The following is a 21,170-nucleotide window of genomic DNA, read 5'->3' on the forward strand; positions in this document are numbered from 1 at the left end:
GACCGGCGACCCGCCGACGGGTCGCCGGTCGCTCGCGTCTGCGTGGACCTGCCCCTGGCCCACCTCGACCGGCCCTTCGACTACCTGGTCCCCGCCGAGCTGGACGCCCAGGCGCTCCCCGGAGTGCGGGTGAAGGTGCGCTTCGCCGGCCAGCTCGTCGACGGTTGGCTGCTGGAGCGGGTGGCGGAGTCCGACCACCCCCGGCTGGCGTACCTGGAGAAGGTGGTCTCCCCGGTGCCGGTGCTGGCGCCGGAGGTGGCCCGACTGGCCCGCGTGGTCGCCGACCGGTACGCGGGCAGCCTCGCCGACGTGCTCCGGCTCGCCGTGCCACCCCGGCACGCGCGGGTGGAGAAGGACGTCACCGCCGCCGAGCCCGCCGCCGACGGGTCTGCCGCGCCTGCCGCCGATGGGTCTGCCGCGCCGGCTCCCGCCGGGGATGTCGCGCCGGCTCCCGGCGGGCCCGCCGCGCCGGCTCCCGGCGTTGACCACGCACCGGCTTCCGTGGGGGACCAGGCGCCGGGCGCGGTGGACCCGCGCGGGTGGCGGGACTACCCGGCCGGGCCGGCCCTCCTGCGGGCGCTCGCCGACGGGCGGGCGCCGCGCGCGGTCTGGTCCGCGCTGCCCGGGGAGGACTGGGCGGCCCGCTACGCCGACGCGGTCGCCGCCACCGTGGCCGGCGGCCGGGGCGCGGTGGTCGTGGTGGCCGACGCCCGGGACCTGGACCGCCTCGACGCCGCCCTGACCGGCTTGCTCGGGCCGGGGCGGCACGTCTGCCTCTCCGCCGCGCTCGGCCCGGCCCGGCGCTACCGGGCCTTCCTGGCCGCCCTGCGGGGCGACGTGCCCGTGGTGATCGGCACCCGGGCGGCGATGTTCGCCCCGGCCCACCGGCTCGGCCTGGTGGCGATCTGGGACGACGGCGACGACCTGCACGCCGAGCCACGGGCGCCCTACCCGCACGCCCGGGAGGTGCTGCTCACCCGGGCCCAGCTCGCCGGCGCGGCCGCGCTGGTCGGCGGGTACGCACGCACGGCCGAGGCCCAGCTGCTGGTGGAGACCGGGTGGGCCCGCGAGGTGGTGGCCGACCGGGCGACCGTACGGGCCCGGATGCCGGCGATCGCGCCGGCCGGGGACGACCCGCAGCTGGCCCGGGACCCCGGCGCGGCCTCCGCCCGGCTGCCCAGCCTGGCCTGGACCACCGCCCGGGACGCGCTCCGCGCCGACCTTCCGGTGCTGGTGCAGGTGCCCCGCCGGGGCTATCTGCCCTCGGTCGCCTGCGCCGACTGCCGTACGCCGGCCCGCTGCGCGCACTGCGCCGGCCCGCTGGCGTTGCCGGCCGCCGACGGGGTGCCCGCCTGCCGCTGGTGCGGCCGGGTCGCCGCCGCGTACGCCTGCCCGGAGTGCGGTGGACGGCGGCTGCGCGCCGCGGTCACCGGCGCCCGGCGGACCGCCGAGGAGTTGGGGCGTGCTTTCCCGGGGGTGCCGGTCCGCACCTCGGGGCGGGAGGAGGTGCTGAGCACGGTGCCGGGCGGGGCCGGCCTGGTGATCGCCACGCCCGGCGCGGAGCCGGTCGCCGAGGGCGGCTACGGGGCGGTGCTGCTGCTCGACTCGTGGGCCCTGCTCACCCGGGCCGACCTGCGGGCCGGGGAGGAGGCGCTGCGCCGCTGGCAGGCCGCGGCCGCCCTGGCCCGGCCGGGCGCGGCGGGGGGCCGGGTGGTGGTGGTCGCCGACGGCGCCCTGGCGCCGGTGCAGGCGCTGCTGCGCTGGGACGCGGCCTGGTTCGCCGCCCGGGAACTGGCCGAGCGCCGTGAGCTGGGTTTCCCGCCGGCGGTACGGATGGCCAGCGTCACCGGCGCGGCGGAGGCGGTGGCGGACCTGCTCGCCGGGGCCCGGCTGCCGGACGGGGCGGAGGTGCTCGGCCCGGTCCCCGCCGACGAGGGGCGGGAGCGGATGCTGGTCCGGGTGCCCCGGGCCCGGGCCGCCGCGCTGGCCGAGGCGCTGCACGCGGCGGCCGGGCAACGCAGCGCCCGCAAGGCGGTCGATCCGGTCCGCCTCCAGGTCGACCCGCTCAGCCTCTTCTGACCCCGGCCGCCGGGTGACGTCGCGCACCGGATTCGTCGCCGGCGGTGTTGACCAGGGCCTTGTCGCACACCTCGTGCGGCAAATGGGTAGAGACTGAGTGGTAGCATCGCCCGTCATGCCCGGGCGTACGACTGCTCCAGGTCGCGACGCGGCGCCAGCCGCGCGAAGCTGGGGTGGCCGGACGACTGCTCCAGGTCGGGGTGCGGCGTCAGCCGCGCCGCGCTGGAGTGGTCGAGGCGCCAAATCGATGATGTCAATCAGCCGGCGATCAGGGGTGGACCAGTCGTGACCGTTCGTCAGTCGATCGTCTTCAACGGTGACCTCGGCAGCGGCAAGAGCACCGTCTCCGTCGAGATCGCCAAGCGACTGGGGCTGCGCCGGGTCAGCGTCGGCGACCTCTACCGGCAGATGGCCCAGGAGCGTGAGATGACCGCGCTCCAGCTCAACCTGCACGCCGAGCTGGACCAGGCCGTCGACGGATACGTCGATCAGCTCCAGCGGGACATCGCCGCCTCCGGCGAGAGCCTGGTGATGGACTCCCGGCTGGCCTGGCACTTCTTCACCGACGCGCTCAAGGTGCACATGATCACCGAGCCGAGCGAGGCGGCCCGGCGGGTGCTGGCCCGCCCGTCCGGCCCGGCCGAGAGCTACACCTCGCTGGAGGAGGCGCGGGCCAAGCTCCGGGAGCGCAGCGAGAGCGAGCGCGGCCGGTTCCTGGTCCGGTACGGCGTCGACAAGGCCCGGCTGCGCAACTACGACGTGATCTGCGACACCACCCGGGCCACCCCCGAGCAGGTGATCCAGCACGTCATCGACGTGTACGACGGACGGCTCGGCGAGGACCTGCTGCGCGAGGCCCCCCCGCTGCTGCTGCTCGACCCGGCCCGGGTCTACCCGACCGAGGACATCGCCACCCTGCGGGGCCTGTGGGATTCGGAGTTCGTCGGTGACGTGGCCGTGGCCGGCGACGAGGCACTGGAACCGCTGACCATCGGCTACACGGGGGAGTACTTCTTCGTGGTCGACGGGCACCGCCGGCTCAGCGCCGCCCTGCAGAGCGGCTTCCCGCTGGTGCCCGCCCGGCTGGTCGCCGAGGTGGACGAGCCGGTCGTCGGCGGGATGAGCGCGGTCGACTACTTCGCCGCCCAGGTCAACCCCAGCCTGATCCACGACTGGGCGGCCGCCCACGGCATCGCGCTGCCGCTGCCCGAGCACGCCCTGCTCGGCGGGGACGCGGTGCTGGCCGGGGAGCCGGGCGCCGGCGCCTGAGCCGGGTCGCCCGAGCGCCGGGTCCGGCTCACCCTGCGCGGCCACGCGACCCCGCCCGTCGCCCTCGCTGACGTCGTCACGGAGGGCGACGTGTCGCCGCGCACCGATCGCGGTACGCCGGCCGGGGCGCCGGTGGCGACTCCGTAGACTGGTGCGGCACCACTCGTTTCAGACAAGGAGCCACTCCGCGTGACCGTTCAGCCCATCCGTCTGTTCGGGGATCCGGTGCTGCGCACGCCGGCCGACCCGGTGGTCGACTTCGACGCCGAGCTGCGCAAGCTGATCGCCGACCTGACCGACACGATGCGCGAGCAGAGCGGCGCCGGCCTGGCCGCGCCGCAGCTCGGGGTGGGCCTGCGGGTGTTCACCTTCGACGTCGACGACGTCCTCGGGCACCTGGTCAACCCGGTGCTGGAGTTCCCCGACGAGGAGGAGCAGGACGGCCCGGAGGGCTGCCTGTCCATCCCGGGGCTCTACTTCGACACCAAGCGCCGGCAGAACGTCATCGCCAAGGGCTTCAACGGCTACGGTGACCCGCTGCAGATCGTCGGCACCGGCCTGATGGCCCGGTGCGTGCAGCACGAGACCGACCACCTCGACGGGGTGCTCTTCGTCGACCGCCTCGACCCGGCCGGCCGGAAGGCGGCCATGAAGGCGATCCGCCAGGCCGACTGGTACGACCCGGCCACCCCGCCGACCGTCAAGCTGAGCCCGCACGCGGCCGGCAACCCGTTCGGCCTGGGGCGGTGACCGGGTGCGCCTGATCTTCGCCGGCACGCCGGCCGTCGCTGTCCCCGCCCTGGACGCCATCGCCGCGTCCCGCCACGAGCTGCTGGCCGTGGTGACCCGTCCCGACGCCCCCGCCGGGCGCGGTCGGGGCCTGGTCCGTTCGCCGGTCGGCGCCTGGGCCGACGCGCACGGCGTCGAGGTGCTCACCCCGGCGAAACCGCGCGAGCCCGAGTTCCTGGACCGGCTCCGTGAGCTAGCCCCGGACTGCGTGCCGGTGGTCGCGTACGGCGCGCTGGTGCCGCCGGTGGCGCTGGAGATCCCCCGGGCCGGCTGGATCAACCTGCACTTCTCGCTGCTGCCCGCCTGGCGCGGCGCGGCCCCCGTGCAGCACGCGGTGCTGCACGGCGACGAGGTGACCGGCGCCAGCGTCTTCCAGTTGGAGGCGGGGCTGGACACCGGCCCGGTGTACGGCACGGTCACCGACGAGATCCGCGCCACCGACACCTCCGGTGACCTGCTGGAGCGGCTCGCCCACGCGGGCGCGGGCCTGCTGGTGGCCGTCCTCGACGCGATCGAGGAGGGCACCGCCCGGGCCGAGCCGCAGCCCGCCGACGGGGTGTCCCTGGCGCCGAAGCTGACCGTCGAGGACGCCCGGGTCCGCTGGACCGATCCGGCGTTCGCCGTGGACCGGCGGATCCGGGCCTGCACCCCGGCCCCCGGCCCGTGGACCACGTTCCGCGGCGACCGGGTGAAGCTCGGCCCGGTCACGCCGGTGGCCGACGGCCCGGAGCTGAAGCCGGGCGAGCTGCTGGTCGAGAAGTCCCGGGTCCTGGCCGGCACGGCCACCGTGCCGGTGCGGCTCGGCGAGGTGCGGGCGGCCGGCAAGAAGGCCATGTCGGCGAGCGACTGGGCGCGCGGCGTCCGGGTCGCCGCCGGCGAGGAGTTCGCGTGACGGGGCCGTCGGAGCCCCGCGAGGAGCGCTTCTCCGCCGCCGGTCCGCGCGGCGGGTCGGCCCGGCCGTCCGCCGGAGACCGCGCGGGACGACCCCGCGACGGCGACCGCTCGGCCGGGGGCGAGCGCGGTCCGCGGTCCGCGTCCGACGATGCCGGCCGCTCCGGCGGTGGGCGCGGCGAGGGGCGGTACGCCGGTCCCGAGCGGTCCCGGGAAGGCCGCCGGCCGGTCGGCGGCGAGCGGGCCGAGCGCCCGGCCCGGCCGCGCGAGGGGCGCTTCGGCGCCGACCGGCGGCCCGGCCGCCGCCCCGGGCGACCGGCCGTCGACCTGCCGCGCCACGTGGCGTACCAGGCGATCGCGGCGGTGCACCGGGACGACGCGTACGCCAACCTGGTGCTGCCGGCCATGCTGCGCGACGAGGGGCTGACCGGCCGGGACGCCGCGTTCGCCACCGAGCTGACCTACGGCACGCTGCGGCACACCGGCACCCTGGACGCGATCATCACCGACGCCGCCGGCCGGGACGTGCAGCGGATCGATCCGCCGGTGCGGGACGCGCTGCGGCTCGGCGCGTACCAGCTGCTGCACACCCGGGTTCCGGCGCACGCGGCGGTCTCCTCGACCGTGGACCTGGTCCGGGCGGTCGGTCCGGGCGCCACCGGCTTCGCCAACGCGGTGCTCCGCGAGGTGGCCACCCGCGATGTCGACGGCTGGGTGGCGAAGCTGGCCCCGTCGGAGCAGACGGACCCGATCGGCCACCTGGCGCTGGCGTACAGCCATCCGCAGTGGATCGTCCGGGCGTTCGCCGAGGCGCTCGGCGGTGACCTGGGCGAGACGGCGCGGCTGCTCATCGAGGACAACGAGCGCCCGCCGGTGCACCTGTGCGCCCGGCCGGGCCTGGCCGACCCGGTCGAGTTGGCCGACGAGGTCGGCGGGGCGCCCGGCGCCTTCTCGCCGTACGCCGTCTATCTGCCCGGTGGGGCGCCGGGGGAGTTGCCGGCGGTGGCCGAGGGGCGCGCGCACGTCCAGGACGAGGGTTCCCAGCTGGTGGCGAACGCCCTCGCGGTCGCGCCGCTGGACGGCCCGGACGGCCGCTGGCTGGACCTGTGCGCCGGTCCCGGTGGCAAGGCCGGCCTGCTCGGCGCCCTCGCCGCGCAGCGCGGCGCCCGGCTCACCGCGGTGGAGGTGGCCGAGCACCGGGCCCGGCTGGTCGCGCAGGCCACCCGGGGTCTGCCGGTGACCGTGCTGAACACCGACGGGCGGACGGTCGGCTCGGATCCGAAGTTGCCGGAGGGCCACTTCGACCGGGTGCTGGTCGACGCCCCGTGCACCGGGCTCGGTTCGCTGCGCCGGCGGCCCGAGTCCCGCTGGCGCCGGCAGCCGTCGGACCTGCCGCCGCTGACCCGCCTGCAGCGGGAGCTGCTCGCCGCGGCGCTGCGCGCGGTCCGTCCGGGCGGGCTGGTCGCCTACGTGACCTGCTCGCCGCACACGGTGGAGACGCACGTGACGGTGACCGAGGCGTCCCGCCGGGCCGGGTTCCCGGTCGACTTCGTCGATGCCCGGTCGCTGCTGCCGGCGGGCATGCCGGGGCTCGGGGACGGGCCGACCGTGCAGCTCTGGCCGCAGCGGCACGGCACCGACGCGATGTTCCTGGCGGTGCTGCGCAAGGGCTGAGCCCGCGCGGACCATCGCCACCCCGCCGACCCGGGGCACGCCGAGCGTGCCCCGGGTCGCGCCGTTCTGGGGTGCCCGGTCGGCCGGTACGACCGTTCCGCTGGCAGGTGCGAAAGAGGGCGAACGTCCACCGGTTGTGACACCCCGTTGACTTCATTCATTGACGCGTGTCACTGTTCCCGTCACCGGTCCGTCGACGTCGGCGCTCCCACCGGAGCCCACCGGTCGTGTCACCCCGCCCGCTCGCCCCGACCCCCACGAGGAGTCCTCATGAGACGCCGCACCCCGACCGCGGGCCCCGCGCTCGCCCTCTTCGCCGCCATGACGGCGACCCTGGCCGGCGCGCCCGCCTCCGCCGCCCCCGCGCCGGTGGCCGCCGCACCGGCCCTCGCCGCGCCGGACATCTCGGTGACCAACGTGCAGGCCCACCTCACCCAGCTCAACACCATCGCCACCAACAACGGGGGCAACCGGCGGGCCGGTTCGGCCGGCTACACCGCCTCGGTCGCCTACGTGAAGGGCAGGCTCCAGGCCGCCGGCTACACGGTCACCGAACAGACCTGCACCACCTGCACCTACCCCGGCAGCAACCTGATCGCCGAGTGGCCGCAGGGCCCCGCCGACCAGGTGGTCATGTTCGGCGCCCACCTGGACAGCGTCTCCGCCGGCCCCGGCATCAACGACAACGGCTCCGGCTCGGCGACCCTGCTGGAGAACGCGCTGGTGCTCGCCGCGCAGAACCCGACCATGACCAAGCGGGTCCGGTTCGCCTGGTGGAACGGCGAGGAACAGGGCCTGCAGGGCTCCAAGTTCTACGTCAACCAGCTCAGCGCCACCCAGCGGGGCTACATCAAGGGCTACTACAACTTCGACATGGTCGCCTCGCCCAACGGCGGTTACTTCATCAACCGGGTGACCTCCACCACGGCCGCCCCGCTGAAGGCGTACTGGGACTCGCTCAACCTGCAGCCGGAGGAGAACACCGAGGGGCAGGGCCGGTCCGACGACTACTCGTTCGCCAACGCCGGCATCCCCACCTCCGGCTACGCCGCCGGCGCCAGCTACACCAAGACCACGGCGCAGGCCAGCAAGTGGGGCGGCACCGCGGGCGCGGCGTACGACGGCTGCTACCACCGCTCCTGCGACACCACCGGCAACATCAACGCGACGATCCTCAACCGCAGCGCGGACGGCGTCGCGTACGCGATCTGGCAGCTCGCGGTCGGCGGCACCCCAACCAACGACTTCTCCGTCTCGGTGAGCCCGACGTCGGGCACCGTGGCCCGGGGCGGCACCACCACCGCGACCGTCAGCACCGCCACCACCAGCGGCAGCGCCCAGCCGGTCAGCCTGTCGGCCTCCGGCGCACCGATCGGGGTGACGGTGAGCTTCAGCCCGTCCTCGGTCACCTCGGGCGGCTCGGCCACGATGACCGTCACCGCCTCGTCGACCGCCGCCACCGGCACCTGGACCATCACGGTGACCGGCACCGGCTCGGTCACCCACAGCACCAGCTACAGCCTCACCGTGACCGGCACCGGCGGCTGCGCCGGCGGGCAGCTCATCGGCAACAGCAGCTTCGAGTCCGGCACCAGCCCGTGGACCGCCACCTCCGGCGTGATCACCAGCTCGTCGGGCCAGGCGGCCCGCACCGGGTCGTACAAGGCGTGGCTGGACGGGTACGGCAGCAGCCACACCGACACCCTGTCGCAGTCGGTGACCCTCCCGGCCGGGTGCGCCAGCTACACCCTCGCGTTCTGGCTACACATCGACACCGCCGAGACCACGACGTCGACGGCGTACGACAAGCTGACCGTGCAGGTCGGCACGACCACGCTGGCGACGTACTCGAACCTGAACGCCGCCGCCGGCTACCAGCAGCGCACCTTCAACCTGGCCGCGTACGCCGGGCAGACGGTGACGCTGAAGTGGACCGGTGTGGAGGACGTCTCGCTGCAGACCAGCTTCGTCCTCGACGACGTGACGCTGCAGGTCGGCTGACCGGTCGACGGGGCGGGGCCGACCGACCGGGTCGGCCCCGCCCCGCGCGGCTCACCGGACCGGCAGGGCCTTGCTGCCGGCGCCCTTCAGCGACTTCGTGAGGGTGCGGTCCGACACCCACAGGAAGCACTGCACGCCCCGGTCACCGTTCGACCACTCCTCCTCGAAGGGGTGGTAGATGATCGTGCCGGCCCGGTACTGCATGTCGTTGTTGTTCGGCACCTTGACGTACTTCGCGATCAGCCCCTGGCACGACTTGTGCGCGCGCAGCGAGGTGCGCTTGAACTCGGCGTACGTGATGTCGGGGAACTGGTAGACCCCGACGAACTCGGCGTGGTGCTTGGCCGTGCAGGCGACCGGAAGCATCTCCTCGATGTCGTCCTTGACGAGCTTCGGGTTGTAGCAGCCGAGGGCCAGTGGGGATCCCGTCGCGAGGGCGTCGCGCAGGCTGGCGGAGCGGGCCGTCACGCTGCGGTCGTCCAGGCTGGCCACCTCGGCCAGGTCGCAGCGGAACCAGCGAGCCCCGCCGGTCCAGGCCAGCGCCGAGGGGAAGACGACGGCGAGTTGGAGCCGCCCGGACCGCCAATCGGCCCCGACCGCCTTGCTGACCTGCCGGTCACACTCCGCGTGCGCGGTCCGCATCCCCGCCGACCCGACGCGCGGGGGCGCGCCCCGGTCGGCGTCCGGGCCGGTCAGCGTGCCCACGTGCAGGGTCTCGCTGCGGTGCGAGGCGGTGCAGTCGACCGGGTTGTAGCCGCTGAGGTATCCGACGTCCTGGATCGTGGGGTGGCAGACCCCGGCCTCGGGCACGAAGGTCTTGGCGGCCGGAAAGGCCGACCAGTCGTCGGCCAGGTCCCCGTCCACCCCGGCCGTACCGCACCCGGCCAGCGCCAGCGCCGCCGTCACGCCGACGGCGAGCGCCGTCCCCCATCGCCGCATCGCGCACCGACCTCCCCGTCGTCGTGGTCGGCTCGGGCGCCGACCGTCGCGTGCTGGTGGGAAGGGGACCCTTCTCCACCGGAGGCGTCAAGGAGGGACCCTTCTCACACCTCACGCCACGGCGGTGCAGCATACGGCAACGGGGCTCAGCTGACGGGTAGTCCCTCCGGGCCGACCCCGCGCATCGAGCGGGTCAGTCGCCGCGGCCCGGGCGGATCCCCCGCGGTCGGGCGTGCGGTTCCGGTGACCGTCCCGGTTGGAGTGTCGTCGCCTGCCGATCGTTCGGCCAGTGGTGAATGGCTCTTCGTGCCGTTCCCGTGCGGGGCGGGCCGATGCGGCACCGGCGGTCACCGTCGGATCACGCCGAGTCTCCGTCGGTGCCGCGCTGCGGACGGCGGGTGACCGCGTTCGTACACTGGCCCGGTGACCGTACCGCCGCCGATCGTCGCGCCGAGCATCCTGGCCGCCGATTTCGCCCGCCTCGCCGACGAGGTCCGCGCCGTCGAGCACGCCGCCGACTGGTTGCACGTGGACGTGATGGACAACCACTTCGTGCCGAACCTGACCATCGGGCTGCCGGTGGTGCAGAGCCTGCGCGCGGCGACGGAGCTGCCCTTCGACGTGCACCTGATGATCGAGGACCCGCGCCGGTGGGCGCCCGGGTACGCCGACGCCGGCGCGTACAACGTCACCTTCCACGCCGAGGCGTGCGACGACCCGGTGGCGCTGGCCAAGGACCTCCGCTCGGCCGGCGCGAAGGCGGGGCTGGCGATCGACCGGGACACCCCGATCGAGCCGTACCTGGAGCTGCTGCCCAGCTTCGACACGTTGCTGATCATGACGATCAAGGCCGGCTTCGGTGGCCAGCGGTTCATCCCGCAACTGCTCGACAAGGTGCGCACCGCGCGGCGGCACGTCGACAGCGGTCACCTGGAGCTGCGGATCGAGGTCGACGGCGGGATCGCGGCCGACACCATTGAGCAGGCCGCCGCGGCGGGTGCCGACGCCTTCGTCGCCGGCACCGCGGTCTACGGCGCCGACGACCCCGCCGAGGCGGTACGCCGCCTGCGCTCGATGGCGGAACGCGCGGCCTCCGGGGCCTGACGTGGATCCGGCCGGCGAGCGACCCGACATCATCCTGGTCGTCGACGACGACGAGGACATCGCCCGTTTCGTCGAGTTCAACCTGCGCCTGCACGGTTTCGAGGTGCTGCACGCCAGCGACGGCCAGGAGGCCCTGGACGTCATCGAGCAGCAGCGCCCCGACCTGGCCGTGGTGGACCTGATGATGCCCCGGATCGACGGCCTGGAGTTGACCCGGCGGCTGCGCGCCGACCCGATGACCTCGGCCCTGCCGGTGATCATGCTGACCGCCAAGGGGATGACCTCCGACAAGGTCAACGGCCTCAGCGCCGGCGCCGACGACTACCTGGTCAAGCCCTTCGACACCGCCGAACTGGTCGCCCGGGTCAGCTCCACGCTGCGGCGCAACAAGGAGTTCCGCGAGGTCTCCCCGCTGACCGGGCTGCCCGGCAACAGCCGGATCCGGCGGGAGATCAGCGACCGGGTGCGCAACGGCGCCGACTACGCCGTCGGATACATCGACATCGACCGGTTCAAGAGCGTGAACGACCGGTACGGCTTCAGTCGTGGCGACGAGTTCATCTCCGCCCTGGCCCGCAGCCTGCACCGGGCGGTCGTCTCGATCGGCCTGCCGCCGGCCTTCCTCGGCCACGTCGGCGGCGACGACTTCGTCATCGTCTGCACCCCCGAGCAGGTGCGTCCGCTGACCTTCCGGGCGGTGGAGGACTTCGAGAAGTCGGCCGACGCGCTCTACGACCCGATCGACCGGGAACGCGGCTTCGTCGAGCTGAAGGACCGGCGGGGCAACATCCGCCGGGCCGCCCTGGTCACCCTCTCCATCGGGGTCTCCCTCTCCGATCCCGGCAAGCGGTTCACCAACCCCCTGGAGGCGATCGCCGTCGCCTCCGAGATGAAGTCGGTCGCCAAGAGCCAACCCGGGTCGTACGTCGCGGTCGACCGCAGGCGTGGAGTTACGTGATCGTGCGGTCTTCCCTGTGAGGTACCTCGCCTCTGTGGCGCGGCCCCCCACCCCGCGTGTAAGACTTCCGATGTACCCACCACGCGCTGGCGGGGCTCGGTGAAATTCCGAACCGGCGGTGATCCACGGTCCGACCGTGGTAAGCCCGCGACCCGGACGGCTGTGCCGCCCGGTGGACCTGGTGAGAATCCGGGGCCGACGGTTGGGGTGCGGCTCGTCCGCCCCCAGACAGTCCGGATGGGAGACAGCGCGCGGGACGGGGAGGCCCCTGCCGGCCGCTGACACCCTCAGCCGCCGCGCGGGCTTCCCGGGGTCGGCTGCGCCGTCCCCGGATCTCCGCCGCCGCGTGTCCGCGGCATCCGTGCCGACTCCCAGCCCCGCCCGCGCGCGACCGGCGAGTGAGAGGGCAGGGGCAGGCGATGGCGAGCGTCTCCGTCGACGAGGCGATGCGTCGCGCGATCGCGCTGGCCGCCCGGGGTCTCGGCACCACCAGCCCCAACCCGGTGGTCGGCTGCGTGCTCCTCGATCCCGACGGCGAGATCGTCGGCGAGGGATTCCACGCGTACGCCGGCGGCCCGCACGCCGAGATCGTCGCCCTCGCCCAGGCCGGCACCCGGGCCCGCGGCGGCACCGCCGTGGTCACCCTGGAGCCCTGCGACCACACCGGCCGCACCGGCCCCTGCAGCCACGCGCTCATCGCGGCCGGCGTCGCCCGAGTGGTGGTCGCCGTCCCGGACCCCAACCCGGTCGCCTCCGGCGGCGCGGCCACCCTGCGCGCCGCCGGGATCGAGGTCGAGGTCGGGGTACGCGCCGAGGAGGCCGAGGCCGGCAACATCGCCTGGCTCACCTCCATGCGCCGTGGCTGGCCCTACCTGATCTGGAAGTACGCCGCCACCCTGGACGGACGCTCCGCCGCCGCCGACGGCACCAGCATGTGGATCACCTCGGAGGCCGCCCGGATCGACGTGCACGCGCTGCGCGGCACCGTCGACGCGGTGATCGCCGGGGTGGGCACCGTGCTCGCCGACGACCCCCGGCTCACCGCCCGCAACCTGCGCGACGGCACCCTGGCCATCCGGCAGCCGCTGCGCGTGGTGGTGGACAGCTCGGGGCGTACCCCGGCCGACGCCCGGGTCCGCGACGGCGCCGCGCGGACCTGGATCGCCACCGCCGCGGAGGTCGGGGCCGGCCCGGACGGCCGGGTGGACCTGCCGGCGCTGCTCGCCGAGCTGCACCACCGCGGCGTGCGGGCCGCCCTGCTGGAGGGTGGTCCGCGGCTGGCCGGCGCGTTCCTCGCCGCCGGCCTGGTCGACAAGGTCGTCGGGTACGTCGCGCCGAAGCTGCTCGGCGCCGGCCCGACCGCGCTGCTCGACGCGGGCGTGACCACCATCGCCGACGCCATCGATCTGGAGATCACCGACGTTACGCAGGTCGGCCCCGACCTGCGGATCACCGCGCTGCCCCGAAAGAGGGAGGGCTGAATGTTCACCGGCATCGTCGAGGAGCTGGGCGAGGTCGTCCGGACCACTGAGACCGGGGGCGACTCCGCGCTGGTCGCCATCCGTGGCCCGCTGGTCACCTCGGACGCCCGACACGGCGACTCCATCGCCGTCAACGGGGTCTGTCTGACCGTGGTCGACGTCGACGGCGGCGTCTTCACCGCCGACGTGATGGGGGAGACCCTGCGGCGCACCGCGCTCGGTGCGCTGCGCCCGGGCGAGCCGGTCAACCTGGAACGGGCCGCCGCGCTCGGCAGCCGGCTCGGCGGGCACCTGGTGCAGGGGCACGTCGACGGGGTCGGCGAGATCATCTCCCGGGAGCCGGCCGCCCAGTGGGAGACGGTCCGCTTCCGGCTCCCCGCCGCGCTGTCCCGGTACGTGGTGGAGAAGGGCTCGATCACCGTCGACGGCGTCTCGCTGACCGTCGCCGACGTCGGCGACGACTGGTTCGCCGTCGGGCTGATCCCCACCACCCTCAAGCTCACCACGCTCGGCGCCAAGGGGCCCGGCGACCCGGTGAACCTCGAGGTGGACGTGCTGGCCAAGTACGTCGAGCGGCTGCTCGCCGGGGGCGCGACCGGCCCGGGCGGTGACCGCTGATGGGCCCGCTCGGCTGGCTGCTCGACGCCCAGGTCCAGGTCGCCGGTTCGCCGGTGCTGGTCCGGGAGATCGTCGGCAACGTCTTCGGTCTCGCCTCGGCGCTGTTCGGGCTGCGGCGGCTGGTCTGGGCCTGGCCGATCGGCATGATCGGCAACGCGCTGCTGTTCACCGTCTTCCTCGGCGGCGTCTTCGCCACGCCGCAGGCGCACGACCTCTACGGCCAGGCCGGCCGGCAGGTCTTCTTCTTCGCGGTGAGCGTGTACGGCTGGTGGCGCTGGTCCCGCAACCGTCGCGCCGGTGCTGGGGAGCAGCCCGCGGTCGACCCGCGCTGGGCCACCTGGCCGGAGCGGCTCGGCCTGCTCGCCGCCGCGGTGGCCGGCACCGCGGCCGCGTATCCGGTGCTGGCCGCGCTCGGCTCGTGGGGGCCGCTGCCGGACGCCTGGATCCTGGTCGGCAGCCTGCTCGCCACCTACGGCATGGCCCGCGGCTGGGTGGAGTTCTGGCTGGTCTGGATCGCCGTCGACGCGGTCGGCGTGCCGTTGCTGCTGCGCGGCGGCTTCTACCCGTCGGCCGCCATGTACCTGGTCTACGGCGGGTTCTGCGTGGCCGGGCTGGCCGCCTGGTGGCGCGCCTCCCGGGCCACCCCGCCCGCCCGCAGTGAGATCCCGCCGACGTACTCGGAGGCCGTGGCATGACCAGCTTTGGTTCCATCGAGCAGGCGGTGGCGGACATCGCCGCCGGTCGGCCCGTCGTCGTGGTCGACGACGAGGAGCGGGAGAACGAGGGCGACCTGATCTTCGCGGCCGAGCTGGCCACCCCGGAGCTGGTCGCGTTCATGGTCCGCTACACGTCCGGCTACATCTGCGCGCCGCTGACCGAGAGCGAGTGCGACCGGCTGGACCTGCCGCCCATGCACCACACCAACCAGGACCGGCGGGGCACCGCGTACACGGTGACCGTGGACGCCCGGGAGGGGGTCAGCACGGGGATCTCCGCCGCCGACCGGTCGCACACCATCCGGCTGCTCGCCGACCCGGCGACCGACCCGACCGACCTGGCCCGTCCCGGGCACGTGGTGCCGCTGCGGGCCCGGGAGGGCGGGGTGCTGCGCCGGCCCGGGCACACCGAGGCGGCGGTCGACCTGACCCGGCTGGCCGGGCTGCGCCCGGCCGGGGTGCTGTGCGAGCTGGTCAACGACGACGGCACCATGATGCGCCTGCCCGACCTGGAGAAGTTCTGCGCCGAGCACGGGCTGACGCTGGTCACCATCGCCGACCTGATCGCCTACCGGAGGCGCACCGAGAAGCAGGTGGAGCAGGTCGCCGAGGCGCGGATGCCCACCCCGTACGGGGTGTTCCGGGCGCTCGGCTACCGCAGCGAACACGACCCGGCCGAGCACGTCGCGCTGGTCATGGGCGACCTCGGCGACGGGCGGGACGTGCTGGTCCGGGTGCACTCCGAGTGCCTCACCGGGGACGTCTTCGGCTCGTTGCGCTGCGACTGCGGCCCGCAGTTGCAGGCCGCCCTGGCCCGGGTGGCCCAGGAGGGCCGCGGGGTGGTGCTCTACGTGCGCGGGCACGAGGGGCGCGGCATCGGCCTGCTGCACAAGCTGCGGGCGTACCAGCTCCAGGACCAGGGCCGGGACACCGTGGACGCGAACCTCGACCTGGGGCTGCCCGCCGACGCCCGGGACTACGGCACCGGCGCGCAGATCCTCTACGACCTCGGCGTGCGCTCGATGCGGCTGCTGACCAACAACCCGGCCAAGCGGGCCGGCCTGGAGGGGTACGGCCTCACCGTGAGCGGCCGCGAGGGGCTGCCCGTGCGGTCGAACCCGGAGAACGTGCGCTACCTGCGGACCAAGCGGGACCGGATGGGCCACCTCCTGGAGGGGCTGGACGAGGTGACCGAGGCGCCGATGGGCCGCCCGGTCGCCGGCGACGAGATCGGAGCGTAGACATGGCGGGTTTCGGGGAACCGGGCGTCACCTCGGTGGACGCGGCCGGGCTGACCGTCGGCGTGGTGGCCGCGCGCTGGCACGGCGACCTCACCGACCACATGGTCGACCGGGCGGTCGCCGCCGCCGAGGCGTGCGGCGCGCGGGCCGTGGTGGCCCGGGTGGCCGGTTCGGTGGAGCTGCCCGTGGTGGCCCAGGCGATGGCTCGCCGGTACGACGTGGTGGTCGCCCTCGGCGTGGTGGTCCGCGGCGCCACGGCCCACTTCGACTACGTCTGCAAGTCGGTGACCGAGGGGCTGACCCGGGTCGCGCTCGACGAGGGCAAGCCGGTGGCGCACGGGGTGCTCACCGTGGAGACCATCGAGCAGGCGCGGGACCGGGCCGGGCTGCCCGGCTCGGCGGAGGACAAGGGCTGGGCGGCCACCGTCGCGGCGCTGGACGCCGCCCTGGCCATCCGTGGCCTCGACGCGATCAACGGCCACCGGCTCGGCTTCGGCGCCTGACCCGCCCGGGTCGCGTGGTCGGCCGCGGCTGATCGACGCCGGTTCGCCGAGGTGGCGGTGTCCGGCACCCTCCGACACCGCCACGTCGGCGACGTGGAGCCGACCTGGCCGGCGGCGTCAGAGCCGGCCGGCCTCGATGATCCGGCGGAGGAACTGCCGGGTACGCGGCTGCGTCGGCTCGCCGAGCACCTGCGCCGGTGGCCCGGCCTCCACCACCGTGCCCCCGTCCAGGAAGCACACCTGGTCGGCGACCTCGCGGGCGAAGCCCATCTCGTGGGTGGCCAGCACCATGGTCATCCCGTCCGCCTTCAGGTCCCGGATCATCGCCAGCACCTCACCGACCAGCTCCGGGTCCAGCGCCGAGGTGACCTCGTCGAGCAGCATCAGCCGGGGGGAGTTGGCCAGCGCCCGCACGATCGCCACCCGCTGCTGCTGCCCGCCGGAGAGCCGGTCCGGATAGGCGTCCGCCTTCGCGCCCAGCCCCACCCGGTCGAGCAGCTCCCGGGCCTGCGTCTCGGCCTCGGCCCGGACCCGCCGGTGCACCTTGCGCGGGGCGAGCGTGACGTTCTCCAGCACGGTCAGGTGCGGGAAGAGGTTGTACGACTGGAAGACCATCCCGATCCGGCGGCGGACCAGGTCGGGGTCGACCCGGGGGTCGGAGATCTCCTCCCCGTCCAGCTCGATGATCCCGTCGTCCAGTTCCTCCAGCAGGTTGACGCAGCGCAGCAGGGTCGACTTGCCCGACCCGGACGCCCCGATCAGCGCCACCACCTGGTGTTCCTCGACGGTCAGGTCGAGCCCGTCGAGCACCACGTGGTCGCCGAACTCCTTGCGCAGTCCGCGGCAGGTCAGCACGGGCATCTCAGCCTCCGGACTGGCGTCGGGCCGAGCGCAGCGTCACCCAGTCGGTGACCGCGATCAGCGGGATGGCCATCAGCACGAACAGCACCCCGGCCAGGATGTACGGGGTGTAGTTGAAGGTTTCCGCGGTGGAGATCTGGGCGGCCCGGACGGCGTCGATCGGCCCGGCCAGGGAGACCAGGCCGACGTCCTTCTGCAGCGCCACCACGTCGTTGAGCAGGGGCGGGGCGACCCGCCGCACGGCCTGCGGCAGCACCACGTGTCGCATGGTCTGCCGGTAGGTCAGGCCGAGCGACCGGGCGGCGGCGAGCTGGCTCGGGTGGATCGACTCGATGCCGGCCCGGAACACCTCCGCCAGGTAGCCGCCGTAGGTGAGCACCAGCGCGAGCCCGCCGAGCACCAGCACCGACGGCATCCCCTGCAGGCGCAACCCGGGCACGCCGAGGGTGAGCACGTACAGCACGATGATCAGCGGCAGCCCGCGGAAGGTGTACGTGTAGCCGGCGGCGAGCGCGCGTACCGGGAAGAAGACCGGGCCGCGCAGCGTCCGCAGCAGCGCGATCAGCAGGCCGAGCAGCAGCGCGCCGGCGGCGCAGCAGACCAGCAGCCGGATGTTCAGCCACAGCCCGGACAGCACCGCCGGCAGGGCGTCCCGGGCGATCCCGGGGTCCAGGAACGACTCGCGGACCCGGTCCCAGCCGGGCGCGCCGGTGACGGCGAGGACCAGGAGCGTGCCGAGCGCCGCCGTGGAGGAGGCGGCGACCAGCACGCTCCGGATCGTCTGGCGGCGCCGGTACGCGGCCCGCCGCTGCTGCGCCGGTGACGGGGTGTGTTGCGCCAGGCTCACGTCAGCTCGGCCGCTCCCGCCACCTGGGCGAGCCACTTCTGCTCCAACTGCTTCAGGGTGCCGGCGTCGCCGAGCTGCTCGACCGCCGCGTTGACGCAGGGGGTGAGCGGGGAGTTCTTGTCGAGCAGCAGGCCGAACGCCTCGGGCGCGCCGACCTGCGGCACCTGACCCACGATGGTGGCGTCGGTGAGCTCGGCCCCGGTGATGTAGAAGGCGGTCGGCAGGTCCACCACCAGGCCGTCGAGCTGGCCGTTCTGCAGCGCCTTCTTGGCGTCGTCGTTGCTGTTGTAGACGCGCGGCTGCCGAGTCGGCTTGATCACGTCGGTGATCGCCTGGTAGCTGGTGGTGCCGACCTGGGCGCCGAGGGTGGCGTCCTTCAGGTCGGCCAACGTCTTCTTCCCGGCGATCTTCGACGACTTGAGCGCGATCACCGTCTGCCGCACCAGGTAGTAGGGCGTGGAGAAGTCCACCGCCCGCTTGCGCTCCTCGGTGACGGAGAACTGGTTGATGTCGAAGTCGAAGTTCTTCGGGCCGGGGGCGATCGCCGTATCGAACTTCACCCGGGCCCAGGTGACGTCCTCACGGGCGTACCCGAGCTGCTGCGCCACCGCGTACGCGACGGCGGACTCGAAGCCCTCGCCGCTCTCCGGCTTGTTCTCGCGGAACCACGGCTCGTACGCCGGCTCGTCCGTCGCGATGGTGAGCTTGCCCGGCGTCCGCGTGGGCAGGCTCCCCTTGGCGCAGGACGCCGCGGCGCTGCCGGTGGGGGTGGCGGTGGTGGTCTTTCCGTCGTCCTGGGGCGCGCAGCCGGTCACCGCGACGGCGGTGACGGCGGCGAGGGTGAGCGCGATGCCCCGTGGGCTGCTGCTGGCCATGGCCGACAGCGTAGAGAGTCCCTCGCGTTCCCCCGAAGGGTGTCCCACCAGTCAGATGGGGAATCCGCGCAGGTCGCCGTCGCGCTCGCCGACGGCCGGGGATGGGACGACGCGGCCCCGGCGCGCGTGGTCACCCGGGGCGGCTGGAAGAATCGCCTTCCGTGAAGACGTTCGAGGAGTTGTTCGCCGAGCTGCAGGCCAAGGCCGCCGCCGGCACCCCGGGCTCGGGCACGGTCGCCGCGCTCGAGAAGGGGGTGCACTTCATCGGCAAGAAGGTGGTCGAAGAGGCGGCCGAGTCGTGGATGGCCGCCGAGCACGAGGGGCCGGAGCGGGCCGCCGAGGAGATCTCCCAACTGCTCTACCAGGCCCAGGTGCTGATGCTCGCCACCGGTCTCGAGCTCAGGGACGTCTACCGACATCTGTGAGTGCCCCGTCCGCTGATCACCTGATCGATCGAAGGAGCACTCCGTCATGCTGCGTGTCGCCGTACCGAACAAGGGCGCCCTGGCCGAGTCGGCCGCCCAGATGCTGCGCGAGGCGGGCTACCGCCAGCGCACCGACCCGAAGGACCTGGTCTGCCGGGACGAGCCCAACGACATCGAGTTCTTCTACCTCCGCCCCAAGGACATCGCCACCTACGTCGGCTCCGGTGACCTCGACGTCGGCATCACCGGGCGGGACCTGCTGGTCGACTCCGGCGCGCCGGCCGAGGAGGTCGTCGACCTGAACTTCGGCCGGGCCACCTTCCGCTTCGCCGCCCGCCCCGACGACGTGGCCTCCGTCCAGCAGCTCGGCGGGCACCGGATCGCCACCGCGTACCCCGGGCTGGTGGAGCGGCACCTGGCCGAGCTGGGCGTCAAGGCCGAGGTGATCCGCCTGGACGGCGCGGTGGAGAACGCCATCCGCCTCGGCGTGGCCGACGTGGTCGCCGACGTGGTGGAGACCGGTGCCACCCTGCGCCAGGCGGGCCTGGTGGTCTTCGGCGAGCCGCTGCTGCGCTCGTCGGCGGTGCTGGTCCGCCGGGCCGGCGCGCCCGGCTCCGCGCAGCAGGAGCAGTTGCTGCGCCGGCTGCACGGGGTGCTGGTCGCCCGGCGCTACGTGATGCTCGCCTACGACGTGCCGGCCGGCCTGCTCGACCGGGCCAGCACGCTGACCCCCGGCATCGAGTCGCCGACCGTCTCCCCGCTGCACCGGGAGGGCTGGGTGGCCGTGCAGGCGATGGTCCAGCGCGACGACGTGCACCGGATCATGGACGAGCTGTACGAGCTGGGCGCGCGGGCCATCCTGGTCACCAACATCCACGCGTGCCGGCTGTGAGGGCCCTGCCGGCGCCGGCCGCCCTGTGCGTGGTCGTCCTCGGCGGGGTGGCCTCGGCCGCGCAGGGCGTGGTCAACTCCGAGCTGGGGGCGCGAACCGGCAACCCGGTGCTCGGCGCGGTGGTCAACAACCTCGGCGGCTGCCTGCTGATCCTGGTCGGGCTGTTCGCCGTCCCGTCGATGCGGGCCGGGCTGGCCACGCTGCGGCGCGGCGGCCTGCCCTGGTGGGCCTACCTGGGCGGGCTCGGCGGCGCGGCGATCGTGGTGATCGGCACGTACCTGGTGCCGGTGCTCGGGGTGGCCGTGTTCACCATCGCCCAGGTCGCCGGCGGCAGCCTCGGTGGCCTGGGCGTGGACCGGGTCGGGCTGTCCCCGGCGGGGCGGCTGCCGCTCACCCTGCCCCGGGTCGCCGGGGCGCTGCTCGGCGTCGGTGCGGTGACCCTCGCCCAGCTCGGCCGCCCGGTCGGCGACCTGGCCGTCGGACTGGTGCTGCTCGCGGTCGCCGGTGGCCTGGCGGTGGCGCTGCAGTCCGCGCTCAACGGCCGGGTCTCCGCCGCGAGCAGCACCGCAGCGGGGCTCGCGGTCAACTTCGCCGTCAGCACGCCGGTGATCCTGGCGGTCGCGGTCGTGGTCGGGGCGTTCGCTGTCCGACCCGCCTGGCCCGGGCAGTGGTGGCTCTACATCGGCGGCCTGCTCGGGGTCGGCATCGTGCTCGCCCTGCTGGTGGGCGTCCGGGCGGCCGGGGTGCTGCGGACCGGCCTGGCGCTGGTCGCCGGGCAGCTCGGCGGTGCCCTGGTGCTGGACGTGGCGCTGCCCGGCGGGGCCGGCACGCGGCTGCCGGTGCTGGCCGGCGCGGCGCTCACCGCCGTGGCGGTGCTGCTCGCAGGCGTACGACGACGGACACCGACCCGTGTGGCAGCGGACCGCTCGCCCGAGCCGGATGGCAGACTGGTCACGTGAGCGAGCGGAGCGAGCGAACCATCAGGCTCAGTAGCGTGGCGCCTCGCG

At 74.4% G+C, this 21,170-nt stretch carries 21 protein-coding genes and 1 riboswitch; of the genes, 16 read left to right on the forward strand and 5 right to left on the reverse strand.

What is annotated here, in order from left to right; translation table 11 throughout:
- Nucleotides 1-42: 42 nt before the first annotated feature.
- Nucleotides 43-2,079: a primosomal protein N' gene (locus ACY34I_RS24245; protein ID WP_462757336.1), complete on the forward strand. Its 2,037-nt coding sequence runs from the start codon at nucleotides 43-45 to the stop codon at nucleotides 2,077-2,079.
- A 113-nt stretch (nucleotides 2,080-2,192) separates the two neighbouring features.
- Here the strand turns inward: ACY34I_RS24245 and ACY34I_RS24250 are convergent, their stop codons facing one another.
- On the reverse strand, nucleotides 2,193-2,336 hold the full coding sequence (locus tag ACY34I_RS24250; RefSeq protein ID WP_462757337.1) for a hypothetical protein: 144 nt from the start codon (nucleotides 2,334-2,336) through the stop codon (nucleotides 2,193-2,195).
- A 28-nt stretch (nucleotides 2,337-2,364) separates the two neighbouring features.
- Between ACY34I_RS24250 and ACY34I_RS24255 the strand changes: the two genes are divergently transcribed.
- From ACY34I_RS24255 to ACY34I_RS24275, 5 genes are all read left to right on the forward strand, one after another.
- The gene (locus ACY34I_RS24255; RefSeq protein ID WP_462757338.1) at nucleotides 2,365-3,348 is read left to right on the forward strand and encodes an AAA family ATPase; all 984 of its coding nucleotides are present in this window, start codon (nucleotides 2,365-2,367) and stop codon (nucleotides 3,346-3,348) included.
- Nucleotides 3,349-3,537: 189 nt separating this feature from the next.
- Nucleotides 3,538-4,098, forward strand: a complete 561-nt coding sequence (gene def / locus ACY34I_RS24260) for a peptide deformylase (RefSeq protein ID WP_148799141.1) — start codon at nucleotides 3,538-3,540, stop codon at nucleotides 4,096-4,098.
- Nucleotides 4,099-4,102: 4 nt separating this feature from the next.
- Complete coding sequence (gene fmt, locus ACY34I_RS24265; protein ID WP_462757339.1) at nucleotides 4,103-5,029, forward strand: methionyl-tRNA formyltransferase; 927 nt, start codon at nucleotides 4,103-4,105, stop codon at nucleotides 5,027-5,029.
- The gene (locus tag ACY34I_RS24270) at nucleotides 5,026-6,702 is read left to right on the forward strand and encodes an RsmB/NOP family class I SAM-dependent RNA methyltransferase (protein ID WP_462757340.1); all 1,677 of its coding nucleotides are present in this window, start codon (nucleotides 5,026-5,028) and stop codon (nucleotides 6,700-6,702) included. Before fmt ends, ACY34I_RS24270 begins: the two co-directional genes overlap by 4 nt.
- A 270-nt stretch (nucleotides 6,703-6,972) precedes the next feature.
- Entirely contained in the window at nucleotides 6,973-8,703 is a 1,731-nt protein-coding gene (locus ACY34I_RS24275; protein WP_462757341.1) for a M28 family metallopeptidase, read from the forward strand.
- A gap of 51 nt (nucleotides 8,704-8,754) precedes the next feature.
- Here the strand turns inward: ACY34I_RS24275 and ACY34I_RS24280 are convergent, their stop codons facing one another.
- The gene (locus ACY34I_RS24280; RefSeq protein ID WP_462757342.1) at nucleotides 8,755-9,642 is read right to left on the reverse strand and encodes a septum formation family protein; all 888 of its coding nucleotides are present in this window, start codon (nucleotides 9,640-9,642) and stop codon (nucleotides 8,755-8,757) included.
- 423 nt (nucleotides 9,643-10,065) lie between these two features.
- Between ACY34I_RS24280 and rpe the strand changes: the two genes are divergently transcribed.
- The 7 genes from rpe (at nucleotide 10,066) to ribH (ending at nucleotide 16,263) form a co-directional block, all read left to right on the forward strand.
- Entirely contained in the window at nucleotides 10,066-10,746 is a 681-nt protein-coding gene (gene rpe, locus ACY34I_RS24285) for a ribulose-phosphate 3-epimerase (protein ID WP_462757343.1), read from the forward strand.
- The gene (locus ACY34I_RS24290; RefSeq protein ID WP_187413610.1) at nucleotides 10,640-11,704 is read left to right on the forward strand and encodes a GGDEF domain-containing response regulator; all 1,065 of its coding nucleotides are present in this window, start codon (nucleotides 10,640-10,642) and stop codon (nucleotides 11,702-11,704) included. The genes rpe and ACY34I_RS24290 overlap by 107 nt, the downstream gene beginning before the upstream one ends.
- 81 nt (nucleotides 11,705-11,785) lie before the next feature.
- Nucleotides 11,786-11,957, forward strand: a riboswitch (FMN riboswitch).
- 166 nt (nucleotides 11,958-12,123) lie between these two features.
- Nucleotides 12,124-13,185: a bifunctional diaminohydroxyphosphoribosylaminopyrimidine deaminase/5-amino-6-(5-phosphoribosylamino)uracil reductase RibD gene (ribD, locus tag ACY34I_RS24295; RefSeq protein WP_148799154.1), complete on the forward strand. Its 1,062-nt coding sequence runs from the start codon at nucleotides 12,124-12,126 to the stop codon at nucleotides 13,183-13,185.
- Nucleotides 13,186-13,803 (forward strand): riboflavin synthase, encoded by a 618-nt coding sequence (locus ACY34I_RS24300; RefSeq protein WP_462757344.1) that lies wholly within the window; start codon nucleotides 13,186-13,188, stop codon nucleotides 13,801-13,803.
- Nucleotides 13,803-14,498 (forward strand): nicotinamide riboside transporter PnuC, encoded by a 696-nt coding sequence (gene pnuC, locus ACY34I_RS24305; RefSeq protein ID WP_462757345.1) that lies wholly within the window; start codon nucleotides 13,803-13,805, stop codon nucleotides 14,496-14,498. Before ACY34I_RS24300 ends, pnuC begins: the two co-directional genes overlap by 1 nt.
- Entirely contained in the window at nucleotides 14,495-15,760 is a 1,266-nt protein-coding gene (locus ACY34I_RS24310) for a bifunctional 3,4-dihydroxy-2-butanone-4-phosphate synthase/GTP cyclohydrolase II (RefSeq protein WP_462757346.1), read from the forward strand. Before pnuC ends, ACY34I_RS24310 begins: the two co-directional genes overlap by 4 nt.
- 2 nt (nucleotides 15,761-15,762) lie before the next feature.
- A complete protein-coding gene (gene ribH, locus ACY34I_RS24315; protein WP_148799162.1) occupies nucleotides 15,763-16,263 on the forward strand; it encodes a 6,7-dimethyl-8-ribityllumazine synthase in 501 nt (166 codons plus the stop codon).
- A gap of 117 nt (nucleotides 16,264-16,380) precedes the next feature.
- Here the strand turns inward: ribH and ACY34I_RS24320 are convergent, their stop codons facing one another.
- From ACY34I_RS24320 to ACY34I_RS24330, 3 genes are read right to left on the reverse strand one after another with little or no spacing between them, the layout of a single operon-like run.
- Nucleotides 16,381-17,124, reverse strand: coding sequence for an amino acid ABC transporter ATP-binding protein (locus tag ACY34I_RS24320; RefSeq protein ID WP_462757347.1), 744 nt, complete (start codon nucleotides 17,122-17,124; stop codon nucleotides 16,381-16,383).
- Nucleotide 17,125: 1 nt separating this feature from the next.
- Nucleotides 17,126-17,971, reverse strand: coding sequence for an amino acid ABC transporter permease (locus tag ACY34I_RS24325; protein ID WP_148799167.1), 846 nt, complete (start codon nucleotides 17,969-17,971; stop codon nucleotides 17,126-17,128).
- Nucleotides 17,968-18,846: an ABC transporter substrate-binding protein gene (locus ACY34I_RS24330; protein ID WP_462757348.1), complete on the reverse strand. Its 879-nt coding sequence runs from the start codon at nucleotides 18,844-18,846 to the stop codon at nucleotides 17,968-17,970. Before ACY34I_RS24330 ends, ACY34I_RS24325 begins: the two co-directional genes overlap by 4 nt.
- 161 nt (nucleotides 18,847-19,007) lie before the next feature.
- Here ACY34I_RS24330 and ACY34I_RS24335 point away from each other — a divergent pair, with 161 nt between their 5' ends.
- From ACY34I_RS24335 to ACY34I_RS24345, 3 genes are read left to right on the forward strand one after another with little or no spacing between them, the layout of a single operon-like run.
- The gene (locus tag ACY34I_RS24335) at nucleotides 19,008-19,271 is read left to right on the forward strand and encodes a phosphoribosyl-ATP diphosphatase (protein ID WP_148799171.1); all 264 of its coding nucleotides are present in this window, start codon (nucleotides 19,008-19,010) and stop codon (nucleotides 19,269-19,271) included.
- Nucleotides 19,272-19,317: 46 nt separating this feature from the next.
- Nucleotides 19,318-20,163 (forward strand): ATP phosphoribosyltransferase, encoded by an 846-nt coding sequence (gene hisG, locus ACY34I_RS24340; protein WP_148799173.1) that lies wholly within the window; start codon nucleotides 19,318-19,320, stop codon nucleotides 20,161-20,163.
- Nucleotides 20,151-21,122, forward strand: coding sequence for a DMT family transporter (locus tag ACY34I_RS24345; protein ID WP_462757349.1), 972 nt, complete (start codon nucleotides 20,151-20,153; stop codon nucleotides 21,120-21,122). The genes hisG and ACY34I_RS24345 overlap by 13 nt, the downstream gene beginning before the upstream one ends.
- Nucleotides 21,123-21,170: the final 48 nt, after the last annotated feature.

The organism is Micromonospora sp. RTBAU3-60 (assembly GCF_054963695.1).

Bases quoted from the DNA above. Each gene is read 5' to 3' on its own strand.
- ACY34I_RS24320 (WP_462757347.1), bottom strand. From the start codon at position 17,124: ATGCCCGTGCTGACCTGCCGCGGACTGCGCAAGGAGTTCGGCGACCAC.
- ribH (WP_148799162.1), top strand. From the start codon at position 15,763: ATGGCGGGTTTCGGGGAACCGGGCGTCACCTCGGTGGACGCGGCCGGG.
- ribD (WP_148799154.1), top strand. From the start codon at position 12,124: ATGGCGAGCGTCTCCGTCGACGAGGCGATGCGTCGCGCGATCGCGCTG.
- ACY34I_RS24280 (WP_462757342.1), bottom strand. From the start codon at position 9,642: ATGCGGCGATGGGGGACGGCGCTCGCCGTCGGCGTGACGGCGGCGCTG.
- pnuC (WP_462757345.1), top strand. From the start codon at position 13,803: ATGGGCCCGCTCGGCTGGCTGCTCGACGCCCAGGTCCAGGTCGCCGGT.
- ACY34I_RS24330 (WP_462757348.1), bottom strand. From the start codon at position 18,846: ATGGCCAGCAGCAGCCCACGGGGCATCGCGCTCACCCTCGCCGCCGTC.
- ACY34I_RS24300 (WP_462757344.1), top strand. From the start codon at position 13,186: ATGTTCACCGGCATCGTCGAGGAGCTGGGCGAGGTCGTCCGGACCACT.
- ACY34I_RS24275 (WP_462757341.1), top strand. From the start codon at position 6,973: ATGAGACGCCGCACCCCGACCGCGGGCCCCGCGCTCGCCCTCTTCGCC.
- ACY34I_RS24310 (WP_462757346.1), top strand. From the start codon at position 14,495: ATGACCAGCTTTGGTTCCATCGAGCAGGCGGTGGCGGACATCGCCGCC.
- hisG (WP_148799173.1), top strand. From the start codon at position 19,318: ATGCTGCGTGTCGCCGTACCGAACAAGGGCGCCCTGGCCGAGTCGGCC.